General features: G+C 72.1%; 13 protein-coding genes. 7 read left to right on the plus strand and 6 right to left on the minus strand.

From position 1 onward, the window contains the following. Positions 1-71 precede the first annotated feature (71 nt). A complete protein-coding gene (locus ACZ7P3_RS24590; protein WP_472085073.1) occupies positions 72-362 on the minus strand; it encodes a hypothetical protein in 291 nt (96 codons plus the stop codon). Positions 363-760: 398 nt separating this feature from the next. After that, entirely contained in the window at positions 761-1,012 is a 252-nt protein-coding gene (locus ACZ7P3_RS24595; RefSeq protein ID WP_472085075.1) for a hypothetical protein, read from the minus strand. Between the two features lie 319 nt (positions 1,013-1,331). Between ACZ7P3_RS24595 and ACZ7P3_RS24600 the strand changes: the two genes are divergently transcribed. Together ACZ7P3_RS24600 and ACZ7P3_RS24605 are read left to right on the plus strand one after the other, a co-directional pair. After that, a complete protein-coding gene (locus ACZ7P3_RS24600) occupies positions 1,332-1,505 on the plus strand; it encodes a hypothetical protein (protein ID WP_472085077.1) in 174 nt (57 codons plus the stop codon). A gap of 32 nt (positions 1,506-1,537) precedes the next feature. Continuing rightward, on the plus strand, positions 1,538-2,185 hold the full coding sequence (locus tag ACZ7P3_RS24605; RefSeq protein WP_472085079.1) for a DUF2637 domain-containing protein: 648 nt from the start codon (positions 1,538-1,540) through the stop codon (positions 2,183-2,185). Positions 2,186-2,236: 51 nt separating this feature from the next. On the opposite strand, the gene ACZ7P3_RS24610 is transcribed toward ACZ7P3_RS24605, so the two are convergent. Beyond that, positions 2,237-2,710 carry a DUF2000 family protein gene (locus ACZ7P3_RS24610; protein ID WP_472085081.1) on the minus strand — a complete coding sequence of 158 codons (474 nt, stop codon included), beginning with the start codon at positions 2,708-2,710 and terminating at the stop codon, positions 2,237-2,239. 49 nt (positions 2,711-2,759) lie between these two features. Here ACZ7P3_RS24610 and ACZ7P3_RS24615 point away from each other — a divergent pair, with 49 nt between their 5' ends. Further along, complete coding sequence (locus ACZ7P3_RS24615; protein ID WP_472085083.1) at positions 2,760-3,572, plus strand: helix-turn-helix transcriptional regulator; 813 nt, start codon at positions 2,760-2,762, stop codon at positions 3,570-3,572. Here the strand turns inward: ACZ7P3_RS24615 and ACZ7P3_RS24620 are convergent. The 3 genes from ACZ7P3_RS24620 to mshA form a co-directional block, all read right to left on the minus strand. Then, complete coding sequence (locus ACZ7P3_RS24620; RefSeq protein ID WP_472085084.1) at positions 3,542-5,209, minus strand: glycosyl hydrolase family 28-related protein; 1,668 nt, start codon at positions 5,207-5,209, stop codon at positions 3,542-3,544. The two genes, ACZ7P3_RS24615 and ACZ7P3_RS24620, sit on opposite strands and share 31 nt — an antisense overlap. A 158-nt stretch (positions 5,210-5,367) precedes the next feature. Then, the gene (locus tag ACZ7P3_RS24625) at positions 5,368-5,892 is read right to left on the minus strand and encodes a type III secretion system chaperone family protein (RefSeq protein WP_472085086.1); all 525 of its coding nucleotides are present in this window, start codon (positions 5,890-5,892) and stop codon (positions 5,368-5,370) included. After that, on the minus strand, positions 5,885-7,222 hold the full coding sequence (mshA, locus tag ACZ7P3_RS24630) for a D-inositol-3-phosphate glycosyltransferase (protein WP_472085088.1): 1,338 nt from the start codon (positions 7,220-7,222) through the stop codon (positions 5,885-5,887). Before mshA ends, ACZ7P3_RS24625 begins: the two co-directional genes overlap by 8 nt. Positions 7,223-7,721: 499 nt before the next feature. Between mshA and ACZ7P3_RS24635 the strand changes: the two genes are divergently transcribed. From ACZ7P3_RS24635 to ACZ7P3_RS24650, 4 genes are all read left to right on the plus strand, one after another. Further along, positions 7,722-8,429: an LAETG motif-containing sortase-dependent surface protein gene (locus ACZ7P3_RS24635; RefSeq protein WP_472085090.1), complete on the plus strand. Its 708-nt coding sequence runs from the start codon at positions 7,722-7,724 to the stop codon at positions 8,427-8,429. 100 nt (positions 8,430-8,529) lie between these two features. Continuing rightward, complete coding sequence (locus ACZ7P3_RS24640; RefSeq protein WP_472085092.1) at positions 8,530-9,381, plus strand: class I SAM-dependent methyltransferase; 852 nt, start codon at positions 8,530-8,532, stop codon at positions 9,379-9,381. A 294-nt stretch (positions 9,382-9,675) separates the two neighbouring features. Continuing rightward, positions 9,676-10,761, plus strand: a complete 1,086-nt coding sequence (locus ACZ7P3_RS24645) for a C40 family peptidase (protein ID WP_472085094.1) — start codon at positions 9,676-9,678, stop codon at positions 10,759-10,761. A gap of 405 nt (positions 10,762-11,166) precedes the next feature. Beyond that, complete coding sequence (locus tag ACZ7P3_RS24650; protein WP_472085096.1) at positions 11,167-12,465, plus strand: PP2C family protein-serine/threonine phosphatase; 1,299 nt, start codon at positions 11,167-11,169, stop codon at positions 12,463-12,465. The last annotated feature ends 53 nt before the right edge of the window (positions 12,466-12,518 follow it).

Raw genomic sequence — 12,518 nt, forward strand, 5'->3', positions numbered from 1 at the left:
GGGGCCTCCATGACGACCGGGCTCCGGCCGGGGGTTCTCCGCCGGCCGGGGCCCGGTGCGGCGATCAGACGTCAGAAGGAGGCGTTGACGCCGATCCGGCGGTACTGGCCGAGGGCGCCCAGCGCCTCGCCCTTGACGGCGTCGAGCTGGGACAGCAGGCCGGCGCTGTCGAGGGTCGTGGAGCCGGCGGTGATGCCGGCCTCGGGGCTCAGGCCGCCGGAGACGCCGTCGAGTTCGGCGTCGGAGATCTCGAGGGTCTGAACCTGGTGAGCGGAGTTCATGGGGAAACTGCCCTTCGCATGGATGGTCCACAAGGGGAACGGCCCCGCCGGGGACAGGCGGTAGGCCGCAGCCGGAGGCATGCGCCATCCTTTTCAGGACACCTTGGCGCGATCCCGGCGGCACCAGCGATGAAATCACGGAGCCCGCGGGGCATCCAGTCAACCGCCCCTCGCACCGCGCCCGTTGGCGGTGACCGGTGACCCATCCGTGCGGACACGGTCACGCGTCGGGGGCAACTTCTCCACACACCGTGCCACAGAGGCAGGTCACAGCTCTTGCCACCGCCGCGCCGACCGGGGCAACTCCGCACCAACGGCATCCACCCGGTCCGCAGTTGCGCACACGCTGTGCAGATTCCGTTCACGGACGCGTCCGCACCCCTTCGGCACGCCGCCGGACGCCCGGCGAACGCAAGATCCCCTGCCCCGCACCGAGAGCATCACGGTGCGGGGCAGGGGACGAAGGTGCGACGCAGCCGTCAGCGGCCCATGGCTCCATCGAAAACAGACCCGGGCTGACCGAAATCAGACGCACCCTGCCCGAAACCAGACGCGCCCTGGCCAAATTCAGACGAACCCTGGCCGACACTGGGCGCAGCCGGAGAGCTGCTCCCGAAATCGGCTCCGGCGCTGCTCATGTCGTCGTCGCCGTCGGCGAGGGCCTGGGTCGCGCCTCCGAGCAGAACGGTCCCGGCGAGCGCGACGGCGGCCAGCACGGTGGGTACACGCATGAACGTCTCCTTCGATCGGTGTGTGCTCGCCAGAGGTATGCCGCCGGCCCCCGGGCGAGAAGCGTTGACGTGCACACAAACACCCGAACAGATGGCGCACATGCCACCCCCCGCAGCGGGATCTCGCCGGCGGAATGCCCCCACGGGGACGTGCACGACGGCCGGAACGGCGATAAAGCACGAGGTCACAGCGGTGTGAGCGCGTTCGGCACGCCGTACGCACCGCGCCGTCGGAACCGAGCATTTAAATTCGGTATGCATGGAATATTCCCCCGAATGCCCGACACCCCCGCCTCCGGTCACCTTCGTTAGGTGAACCGTGACGCGATTGGACTGGCATACAACAGAGGATCATCCGACCACCGCACTTCACTGGGACGGCGATGCGGGGCTCAAGTCGTCCGCCGATCTGCTCCATGATTTCCTGAATAAAATCAACAGAATGGAAACTGAATACCGGCGGGCCATGGCGGATCTGTATGGAGCCTCCTGACGGAGCGCACGGAGGATCCAGAGGGATTATCGATGGACAGGATTTACGACGACACCGGTCTCTACGAGAATATCTGGAGCGTCCCCGAACCGGACATCGCGCCGAACGACTGGGACCCGGTCGAAGAGCTGGCCCAGATACTGTCCACGACGGCCCCCGTGACCACCGTGCCCACCCCGCCGACCGTGCCGTCCCGGCACAGGAGCGGCCGTCGGCGGCTCCGCCAGGAGTCCCATCTGCTCGACGGCGGCCGGCGCACGACGCACATCACGGTCCTGATCGCGATGGTCTCGCTGTGCGCGGTGTGCATGCTGGGATGGTCCGTTTCCTATTCCTACGGCCAACTGCGCGGTATCGCCTCGACCGTGCTGCCCATGAGACTGGCGCAATGCTGGCCGCTGACGGTGTACGGGCCGTGGTTCGTGGCGGCCCTCTCCGTCCTGCGGGCCACCGTTCAGCGCCGGAGTGCGCGCCGTTCCTGGTGCGTTGTGGTGGCCGCCTCCGCGATGGCCGTGGCGTTGTGCGTCAGTAACTGGTCACACGCTCAGCTCTCGCCGGTGATCTTCGGAATTCCACCGGTCACCGCTCTGGTGTGCTTCGGGGAACTCGTCGGCCAGATCTCGGCCAAGGGCCGGCCCCGGCACGCCACCCAGACCGACCGCCCGATGTCCAAGCCGTAGGCGGATCACGGGTGCATCCGCGCCGATGTCACGGGTGCATCCGCGTCGAAGTCACGGGTGCATCCGCGCCCCCTTCAGTACCTTGTCCACCCCGTTCCGCGGCCCGTAGACCGCCAGCCCGACCAGATCCAGGTCCGCCGTCGCCACCGCTCGCACCGCCGCGCGGTTGTCGCGGTCGTTGCCCGTCGTGAAGAGGTCGGCCGTGAAGACGGCACGCGGCAGGGCCCGCGCGAGCGCCCGGGCGTGCGCTGCCTTCAGGGTTTCCTTCGTCCCCTCGAAGATCAGCACCGGCTGGCGGAACATCGGGAGGCAGACGACGCCGTCCGCGTCCTCGTAGAGGTCCCCGATCACCTCGGGGACCTGGCTGCCCAGGCCGCTGACCAGGAACGCCGTCACGTTCAGGCGCTGCCAGGACTCCAGGTCCGCACGGAGCAGTACAGCGATCTTGGTGTCGAAGCGGATCGGTTCGCCGGACATGCCGGCAGCACGGCCGGCGGCCGCATCGGGACGCTGTTCGGTGTTCATGGGGTGAGACTGCCGGTCGTCGTACGGCAGGGTCTTGTACGTTTTTTGCGTGGCCGCCGCAGCTCAGCCCGAAGTCTCCGCCTGGCGCCCCTGCGTCCCGGGTGTCGTGGAGGTCTTCCACGCCCACTTCACCGAGTACGCCTACCCGATGCACGTCCACGACGCCTGGACGCTGCTGATCGTCGACGACGGGGCCGTACGGTACGACCTGGACCGGCACGAACACGGAACCCCGCACGACACCGTGTCGCTGCTGCCGCCGCACGTTCCGCACAACGGCTCCCCCGCCACCCCGCACGGCTTCCGCAAGCGGGTGCTGTACCTCGACAGCAGCCACCTCGGGGACGAGCTGATCGGTGCGGCCGTCGACGGGCCCGATCTCCGGGATCCGGTGCTGCGGCTGCGGGTCGCACAGGTGCACGCGGCGCTCGGGCGGCCCGGTGACGAGCTGGAGGCGGAGAGCCGGCTGGTCCTCGTCGGGGAGCGGCTCCGGGACCATCTGCGGCGCCGGACGGCCGGCGACGCCGGACGCCCCGGCCCCGCCCTCGCCCGCTCCCTGCGCGAGCTGCTCGACGAGCACGTCACCGAGGGGCTCACCCTCGCCGGCGCCGCCCGGCTGCTGCACGCCCATCCCGCCCATCTGGTAAGGGCGTTCAGCGCCGCCTACGGCATCGCACCGCACCAGTACCTGACCTCCCGCCGGGTCGGCCGGGCCCGTCGGCTGCTGCTGGACGGGCTGCCGCCGGGCGAGGTGGCCGCGGCGACCGGGTTCTGCGACCAGGCCCATCTCACCCGGCACTTCAAGAAGCTGGTGGGGGTGACTCCGGGGCGCTACCGGAGCAGCGCGCGCTGGGCCTCGTAGAGGTTGCGCGGGCGTACGACGCCGGTGGTGCCGTACAGCTCCAGGCGGGCGTGCAGATCGCCGGTGAAGTCGGGGACATCGGTCTGGTCGAACTCCCGGACCTCGTTCAGGCCCACCGTCGCCGACCAGGGAGCCAGGCCGTCGAGCTTCATCAGACCCGCGCGGCCGTTGGTGACCCTGATGTTCCAGTGGGTGAAGCGGGCGCCGAACAGGGGGCCCGCGCTGGCGTCTCCGCCGTGACGGCCGTTGTTGTTCACCGTGATGTCGGTGCGCACGTCGGCGAAGGGCAGGCCGCGGTGCGAGTCGAAGGTGCCCATCTGCATCTCGCCGCGCGACCAGACGTTGTGGGAGGACAGGCCCTCGACGTTGATGCCGTGCAGTTGGGTGTCGGGCGGCGCGGGCACCGTGCGCTGTTCGATCGTGAAGTCCTCGACCAGGTTGTCGTGGGAGCCCTCGCGGCAGAAGTAGGGGTGGTGCGAGCCGCGGCCGGCGACCCGGGTCCGGCGCAGGGTGCAGGCGGAGGCGGCGACCAGGCCGAAGCCGTTGTCGACATGGCGGACCGTGACGTCGTCCACCCAGCAGTCGTAGGCGCACTGGAGGACGACCCCGTTGTAGCCCTTGTCCAGGAGGTGCGGGGACTGCGGGGTCTCCACCGCCTCCAGGGTGAGGGCCTCCACACCCGAGCCCGTCAGCTCGGGGACGTGCGTGGTCAGCCGGGGGTCCCACTCCGGGCGCAGGTCGAGCGGGAGGGGGCGTTCGAGGGTGACGCGGCGGCCGTGCACCCGGGTGATGCGCACGGGCCACTCGTAGGGGACGTAGGAGGTCAGCTTGGTCTTGTCGTCCCAGTAGTAGGCGGCGGGGCCGGGGCCGCCGCCCGCCATGTGCTGCAGCAGGGTGTGCGCCGGGTCGTCGGCCAGGCGCAGGAGGACCAGGCGGCCCGGCGCGAGCCCGCGCGCGTCGCTCACGGTCACCGTCCATGAGCCCCGGAGGGCCGGCTCGACGGTCGTGAGGGTCGTCCACTCGTCCCGCCCGTTGCCGGTCCAGCCCTCGAAGGGCCAGGACCTGGCGCGGATCGCGGCCACCAGGGAGTCCCAACGGGCCCTCGGCGCCAGCCAGATCAGGCCTCCGGCCCAGGACCAGGACGACTTGTCGCCGCCGTAGCGGGAGCCGTAGACACCGATCAGTTCGGTGAGGTTCTTCGTGGCGTACAGGGTCGTACGGCCGCTGCCGGCGCCGCGCAGGACGACGTTCGAGTCGCCGATCCGGATCAGGCCGTCGATGCGGAAGGTGCCGGGCGGGATAGTGACCGTGCCACCGCCGGCCCTTCCGGCGGCGGCGATGGCACGGTTGATCGCGGGGGCGCAGTCCGTGGTGCCGTCGGGCACGGCGCCGAAGTCGGTGACGTCGGCGACGGTGCGGGGGCGGGGGAAGCCCGGGGATCCGGCGCGCCGGCCCGCCCGGCCGACGTAGGGGATCTGCGGGTGGGTGAACGGAGTGCGGGTGAACTCCCGCCAGAGGGAGGGGACTTCACAGGGGACTTCACCCGTCTCCGCTGCCGCCGTGCCGGTTGCCGCACCCAGGGCCACGGCGGTGGCGCCGGCCAGAAGTGTCCGTCTGCTGACGTGCCCGTGGTTCATGTCCAGCCACCTCTTCACATTCATGCATGTGAACTGCGTTCAGGAATGCGTTGGCGGTGAGCATGCCACTGCCCCTGGGGCGGGGGGAAGGGGTCGTACGGTCAGTACGTCGCTGTCGTACGGTCAGTACGTCGCTGCGTCTGTCGGCACCCGGTACGTCAGCGCGTCGGCCGGTCGTCGGGCCGGTCGGCCGGGCGCTCGATCAGATGCTTGAACGCGTCCAGGTTCCGCGTCGGCTCGCCGCGGGACACCCGCCATGCGTACTCCTTGCGGATGGCCGAGGCGAAACCCAGCTCCAGCAGGGTGTTGAAGGCACCGTCGGCCGCCTCCAGGACCTGGCCGAGGAGGCGGTCGATCTCCTCGGCGGTGACGGCGGCGAGGGACAGGCGCGCGGTGACATAGATGTCGCCGAGGCGGTCCACGGCGTAACTCACCCCGTACAGCTTGAGGTTGCGCTCCAGCAGCCAGCGGTGGACGCCCGCCTCGTTCTCGTCGGGGTGGCGGATGACGAAGGCGTTGAGGGAGAGGGTGTGGCGGCCCACGAGGAGGCTGACGGTCGTGGAGAGCTTGCGGGTGCCGGGGAGTCTGACGACGTAGCTCCCGGGCTCCGGGCTCTCCCACTCCAGCTCGGCGTCCTTGAGGGCGCCCTCGACGACCTGAGCGCCCTTCTCCACATCACCCATGCTGGGAGCGTACGTGACGGCGGTGGGACTGGGTCGCGGCCGTGTACACATCGGCGGTGGCGGCCGCCGCGGTGTCCCAGCCGAAGGACCGGGCATGCCGGGCCGCGGCCGCGCCCATGCTCGCCGGCAGGGACGGCTCGTCGGCGAAACGGCGCAGCTCGCGCGCGTAGTCGGCCGGGTTGTGGCCCTCCACGAGGAAGCCGGTGACGCCGTCGCGCACGGCCACCGGGAGGCCGCCGACCGCCGCGGCGACCACCGGCGTCCCGGCCGCCTGCGCCTCCACGGCGACCAGACCGAAGGACTCGCTGTAGGAGGGCATGACGAGGACCGACGCGGCCCGGAACCAGTCGGCGAGCTGCTCCTGGCCGACCGGCGGCCGGAACCGCACGACGTCGGCGACGCCGAGCCGGGCGGCGAGCTTCTGCAGCCCCTCGGGCCTGGCGAGGCCGCTGCCGCTGGGGCCGCCGACCACGGGCACGACGATCCGCGAGCGCAGCTCCGGGCGCTCGTCGAGCAGGACGGCCACCGCCCGGAGCAGCACGTCCGGGGCCTTGAGCGGCTGTATACGGCCGGCGAAGAGCGGGATCAGTGCGTCCTGCGGGAGGCCGAGGCGGGCGCGGGCGGCGGCGCGGCCGTCGGCGGGACGGAAGCGGTCGAGGTTCACACCGGGGTGGACGACGGCGACCTTGGCGCGGTCGGCCGTGTAGTGCCGTACGAGCTCGTCGGCCTCTTCGACGGTGTTGGCGATGAGCCGGTCGGCGGCGGCGACGATCTGGGTCTCGCCGATGACGCGGGCGGCGGGCTCGGGGGTGTCGCCGTCGGCCAGGCTGGCGTTCTTGACCTTGGCCATGGTGTGCATGGCGTGCACCAGGGGAACGCCCCAGCGCTGGGCGGCGAGCCAGCCGACATGGCCGGAGAGCCAGTAGTGGGAGTGCACGAGGTCGTAGTAGCCGGGGCGGTGACCGGCCCAGGCCTGCATCACGCCGTGCGTGAAGGCGCACAGCTGGGCCGGGAGGTCCTCCTTGGCGAGGCCTTCGTAGGGGCCCGCGTCGACGTGCCGGACGAGGACACCGGGGGCGAGCTGGACCGTGGGCGGCAGGCCGCCCTCCGTAGCCCGGGTGAAGATCTCGACCTCGATGTTGATCGCGGCCAGACGCTGGGCCAGCTCCACGATGTAGACGTTCATGCCGCCGGCGTCACCGGTGCCGGGCTGGTGGAGCGGTGAGGTGTGTACGGAGAGCATGGCGACGCGGCGGGGCCTGCGGTGCAGCCTGAGCCGCGGCGGCGCCACCGGAGAGCGTCGCCCGAGCCTGCTGACGTACTGGCTCACGTGGCGTTCCTCCTTGCTGCGGGCATGCCTGCCGGAGGACCGTCCGCGCCCTCCGAAGGGGTGCAACAGCCGGCGGGTGCTCACCATTTCCCGATCAAGCGGCTTTACCCAATCATGACCTTTGATCGCTCAACCGTTCGATGGGTTGCTGCGTGGCCCGTCGGACGGCCGACCCGGCCCGCCGGTCCGGTCTTCCGACCCGCCCTTCAGGCCCGCCGCTGAGGCCCGCCCTTCAGGCCCACTCGTCAGGCCCGCCGCTCAGGCCCGCCCTTCAGGCCCACTCGTCAGGTTCGGCCTGCCGGCCCGGTCCGGCGGGCGGCTGGTCCGGCGGCCCGTGGGAAGCCGGGCTGCATGTTCATGACCATTCCTTGACCGGCGGTACATCGATCGCCAACCACTCCTTCATCGGCTCTTGACCTGCCGCGACACAACCTTTGACAGCGCCGTCACGGGCTTGTAGACGTGACGGGCCCCGGGCCCATCGACTGTAAGGACAAGCGTGTCCCTCTCCCCCCGCGCCGCCAGGGCGGCCCGCGTCATAGGCACCTCCGCCGCCGCGGCCGCGCTCTCCGTCGCCGCCGCACACACCGCGCTCGCCTGCAGCATCGGTGACTTCTCCGCGGAACCCGTCTGCGACGGCAAGGACCACGGCGTCATCCGCGTCACCGACAAGGACCCGACCGGCACCCCGGCCACCGTCAGCCTGTACCTGGAGCTGACCGGGGACCGCGGCGAGCGTCTGGTCGACACCGAGACCGTCGACCACCCGACCGCCGAGGGCGCCGGCGTCGACCTCAAAGCCCTGGAGTGGTACGCCGGCGAGACGTTCCGCGTCCACGTCAAGGCGGGCGACCGGGTCGACGACGACATCGAGCCGAAGGTGGTCGTGCCGGACGTGACCTGCGAGGACTCCGCCTCGGCTTCCGCGTCGGCGTCCGCTTCCGTCCCGGCGTCCGGCGCGCCCTCGACGCCGTCGAAGCCCTCCTCCGGCTCCTCCTCCACCCCGACCCCCGCCGAGAGCAGCAGCGCCGCCCCCGCACCGGCGGCGAGCAGCGCCCCGTCGCCCGCGGGCGGCGGCACCCACCTCGCCGAAACCGGCGCGGGCGACGGCACCACGGTGCTCGCGGGCGGCGCGGCCGCGCTGGTCGTGGCGGGAGGCGGCATCGTCCTCGCGCTGCGCCGCAGGGCGGCACACGGCACGCGCTGACACGCCTGCGGCGAGCCGCCCACACCCGGCACCCGCACCTGACCGCCCACGCCCTGTCACCCGGGCCGAGTCACCCAGGCCGACGCATACCCTCATAGGTATGACAGCCCGCGCGACGCCCCTCCCTCACCCACGGCTTCGCCCGACCGGGGCGACCCCCGTCGTGGGAACGGTGACGCGCGGGACGACCAACCCCAACCGGCTGCGGCGCATGGACCGCTGGATCGCGGCCGTGCACGGCGCCGAGCTGCGGCGTGCCGAGAATCCGGTGGCGGTCGACCTCGGGTACGGGGCCGCGCCCTGGACCGCCGTCGAACTGCTCGGCCGGCTGCGCACCGTCGCCCCGCGCACACGGGTGGTCGGGGTCGAGATCGAACCGGAGCGGGTCGCGGCGGCGCGGCCCTACGGGCGGGAGGGCCTGGACTTCCGGCACGGCGGCTTCGAGATCCCCGTCGCCGGGCGCCCCCTGCTGGTCCGGGCCGCCAATGTGCTGCGGCAGTACGACGAGGACGAGGTCGCCGCCGTGTGGCAGCGGCTGTGCGCGCGGCTCGCCCCGGCGGCGGGCGGCTCGCGCGGGGGGTTGCTGGTCGAGGGGACGTGCGACGAGATCGGGCGGCGGCACGTATGGGTGGCGCTCGGTCCAAAGGGGCCGCGGACGGTGACCTTCGCGACCCGGCTGGGCTCCCTGGAACGCCCCTCGGACCTCGCCGAACGGCTGCCGAAGGCGCTGATCCACCGCAACGTTCCCGGCGAGCCGGTGCACGCCTTCCTGCGCGACTTCGACCGCGCCTGGGCCGCCGCCGCGCCCTACGCCTCCTACGGCGCCCGCCAGCGCTGGATCCGCGCGGTCCGGGACCTGAGCGCCGACTGGCCGGTGACGGACACGCCGGCGCGCTGGCGGCAGGGCGAAGTGACCGTGACATGGGGGGCGTTGGCGCCCGGCGCCGGCTGAGCGACCGGGGACGACCGGGAATGCGACGAGGGACGCGCCGGGGACGCGGTCTGCGCGCGTCGCTCCCGGCAGGGAACGGTCTGCGGGCGTCGTACGTCACATCGGCGAGGTGATCGTCGTAGGCGGCGGGAGCAGGGGGAAGTACGGGGAAGCGGGGCGGGTGGCGGGGGGCCCGGCTCAGGGGGGCGGGGCGAAAATCCGACTTCCGACGACCTCTGTCGCTTTGCGCCCGTCCGTGGCACGATCCCTCAGGCGACCGTAAGTTACTGACGGTAAATCAGGTGGGGGGCTCATATGGGTACGGGCAAGCGCGGCCTGCTCACGGCTGCCGTGACCGTGGTCTGCGCGGTGACCGTGCTGGCCGCGCCCGGCACGGCGTTCGCCGCCCCGAAGCCCACGCCGAGTACGAGCGCGACGCCCGGCGCCTCCCCGACTCCCCCGCCCAGCAAGGACCTTCAGAAGGTCCGGGACAAGCTGGACAAGCTGTACCACGACGCGGAAGCGGCCACCGACGCCTACAACGCGGCCGAGGAGCAGGCGAAGCAGCAGTCCGCCCGGATCGTCGAGCTGGCGAAGAAGATCGTCGAGGGCCAGAAGAAGCTGGACAGGCTCAAGGGCCTGGCGGGCGCGTCGGCCCGGGCGCAGTACCGCAGCGGCGGGTTGCCGCCCACGGCCCAGTTCCTGCTCAGCGACGACCCGGAGCAGTTCATCGACGGGGCCGGGACGGTGCTCAACGGCCAGCGGGCGACCAACAAGCTGATCGCCGAAATGACCCGCACCCAGAAGGACTTGCAGAGCTACGCCGATGACGCCTCGGCGGAGTGGCGGAAGCTGGAGGCGGGCCGCAAGGCGAAGGCGGCGGCCAAGAAGAAGATCGAGCAGCAGATCTCCGAGGCCGAGCAGCTCCAATCCCGGCTGGAGAAGAAGGAGAAGGAGCGGCTCGCCAAGCTGGAGCAGGAGGCCGCCTACAAGGCGCAGACCGCCTGGCTGGGCACCGGCGTCCTCAAGGACATCAGCGGCAAGGCCTCCGAGCAGGGCAGGAAGGCGGTCGAGTTCGCCACGGCCCAGCTGGGCAAGCCGTATGTGTGGGGTGCCGAGGGGCCCGGCTCCTTCGACTGCTCGGGTCTGACCTCCCAGGCCTGGGCGGCGGCCGGCCACCCCATCCCGCGGACCTCGCAGGAGCAGTGGAAGCAGCTCAAGCACGTCGACATCAAGGACATGCGCCCCGGCGACCTCATCATCTACTTCGACGACGCCACCCACGTCGCGATGTACGTGGGCGACGGCGCGATCATCCACGCCCCGCGACCCGGGCGGACGGTGACGGTCGCGGGCGCGGGCTCGATGCCGATCCTGGGGGTCGTACGGCCGGACGCGTGAGCCAGGCCATGTGACGGCCCCCACGGTTCGGGCGACGGCGCGGCCCCAATGTGCCGTCGTACCGCTCGCCGTCGCACCGCGCCGTCACGGCCCTGCCGTCACGACCTTGCCGTCATGACCCCGCCTTCATGACCTTGCCGTCGTGCCGTCGAATCCCTGCCGTGTGACCCACCGCACGCCCAATCCCCCGCCCGAACGGGGCGGTACGTGAGCTTCGTCATCCCTGCGCCGGTGGCGGCCTGTCCAACTGCGGTAGGGATCGCGGCATATGACGGGGGCCTGCGCCCGAGCGACGCGGCTCACACCATTCCATCGGAGCGGCCTCTACCGCTATGGTCACCCGTCGGTGGGTCGAGGTCCCTCGCCCCCACCATGCCCTCGGGGGGAGGGAAGGAACCCAACACGATGCCCGTACCCGTACCGCGGCAGAGAGCGATCCCGGCCGTGGAGACCGGTCAGGCGCAGGCCGCCGTCCACGGCGGCCCCCTCAAGGACGAGGTTCACCGGGGCGCCACGGCCACCGGCGCGAACAGCGCCGCTCTCACCCTGCTGCTGATCGAGGACGATCCGGCCGGCTCGCCGATCGTGCCCGAACTGCTGGACTCCTCCGGCAAGCCGATCCGCGTGCGCACCGCCCGCAACCTCACCGAGGCCGAGCGGCTGCTCACCGACGACGTCCACTGCATCCTGCTGGACCTCGCGCTCGCGGCCCCCGGCGGCACCGGGGACGACGACGAGCTTGCCGTGCTCAAGCACGTACTGGAGCTCGCGCCCCGGCACGCCGTGCTCGCGCTGACCGCCTCCGGCGACGCCGAGCGCGGCGCCGAGGCCGTGCGCGTGGGCGCCCAGGACTACCTGTTCCGGGACGAACTGGACGGCCGCCTGCTCAGCCGGGCCATCCGCTACGCGGTGGAGCGCAAGCGCTCCGACTCGGCCGAGCGACGCCTGGCCGAGGGCCGGCTGCGCGCCCAGGAGAACCGCCGGCTGGAGCGCGGGCTGCTGCCCACGCCGCTGCTGGAGGGCTCCTCGCTGCGCTTCGCCGCCCGCTACCGCCCCGGCCGCTCCCGGGCGCTGCTCGGCGGCGACTTCTACGACGCCGTGCGCACCCCCGACGGCACCGTGCACGCCATGATCGGCGACGTCTGCGGCCACGGCCCGGACGAGGCCGCGCTCGGCGTGGAGCTGCGCATCGCCTGGCGGGCGCTGACGCTGGCCGGGCTGTGCGGGGACGAGCTGCTGAGCACGCTCCAGGAAGTGCTGGAGCACGAGCGCGCGGACGAGGAGATCTTCGCGACGCTGTGCACGGTGGACATCGCCCCGGACAGCCGCCGGGCGGGCCTGTGCCTGGCCGGCCATCCGTCCCCGCTGCTCGCCCGCCCCGGGCGGGCGCCGCAGCTGCTGCCGTACGACAACAACGGCCCCGCCCTCGGCCTGCTCCCCGGTGCCCGCTGGCCGCGGATGCAGGTGGAGCTGGGTGCCGAGTGGAGCCTGATGCTCTACACCGACGGCCTGATCGAGGGCCGGGTCGGCACGAGCGGGGAGCGCCTCGGCCAGGACGGGATGGTGGACCTGGTCCGGCGCCAGCTGGCCGAGGGCCTGCGCGGCGAGAATCTGCTGCGGGCCGCGGTGAGCGAGGTCCGTGACCTCAACGGCGGCGAGCTGACGGACGACGTGGCCGTGGTCCTGCTGGACCGCACGGCGTAGGCGGCCCCACGGCGTGGGCGGCCCCACAACGTCGGTGGCCCCACGGCATCGGC

The organism is Streptomyces sp. NPDC107581 (assembly GCF_055657175.1).

What these genes read in the sequence shown, in the direction of transcription:
- ACZ7P3_RS24610 (WP_472085081.1), bottom strand. Translation starts at nt 2,710, where the DNA reads ATGAACACCGAACAGCGTCCCGATGCGGCCGCCGGCCGTGCTGCCGGC.
- ACZ7P3_RS24590 (WP_472085073.1), bottom strand. Translation starts at nt 362, where the DNA reads ATGCCTCCGGCTGCGGCCTACCGCCTGTCCCCGGCGGGGCCGTTCCCC.
- ACZ7P3_RS24595 (WP_472085075.1), bottom strand. Translation starts at nt 1,012, where the DNA reads ATGCGTGTACCCACCGTGCTGGCCGCCGTCGCGCTCGCCGGGACCGTT.
- ACZ7P3_RS24650 (WP_472085096.1), top strand. Translation starts at nt 11,167, where the DNA reads ATGCCCGTACCCGTACCGCGGCAGAGAGCGATCCCGGCCGTGGAGACC.
- ACZ7P3_RS24625 (WP_472085086.1), bottom strand. Translation starts at nt 5,892, where the DNA reads ATGGGTGATGTGGAGAAGGGCGCTCAGGTCGTCGAGGGCGCCCTCAAG.
- ACZ7P3_RS24605 (WP_472085079.1), top strand. Translation starts at nt 1,538, where the DNA reads ATGGACAGGATTTACGACGACACCGGTCTCTACGAGAATATCTGGAGC.
- ACZ7P3_RS24620 (WP_472085084.1), bottom strand. Translation starts at nt 5,209, where the DNA reads ATGAACCACGGGCACGTCAGCAGACGGACACTTCTGGCCGGCGCCACC.
- ACZ7P3_RS24640 (WP_472085092.1), top strand. Translation starts at nt 8,530, where the DNA reads ATGACAGCCCGCGCGACGCCCCTCCCTCACCCACGGCTTCGCCCGACC.
- ACZ7P3_RS24645 (WP_472085094.1), top strand. Translation starts at nt 9,676, where the DNA reads ATGGGTACGGGCAAGCGCGGCCTGCTCACGGCTGCCGTGACCGTGGTC.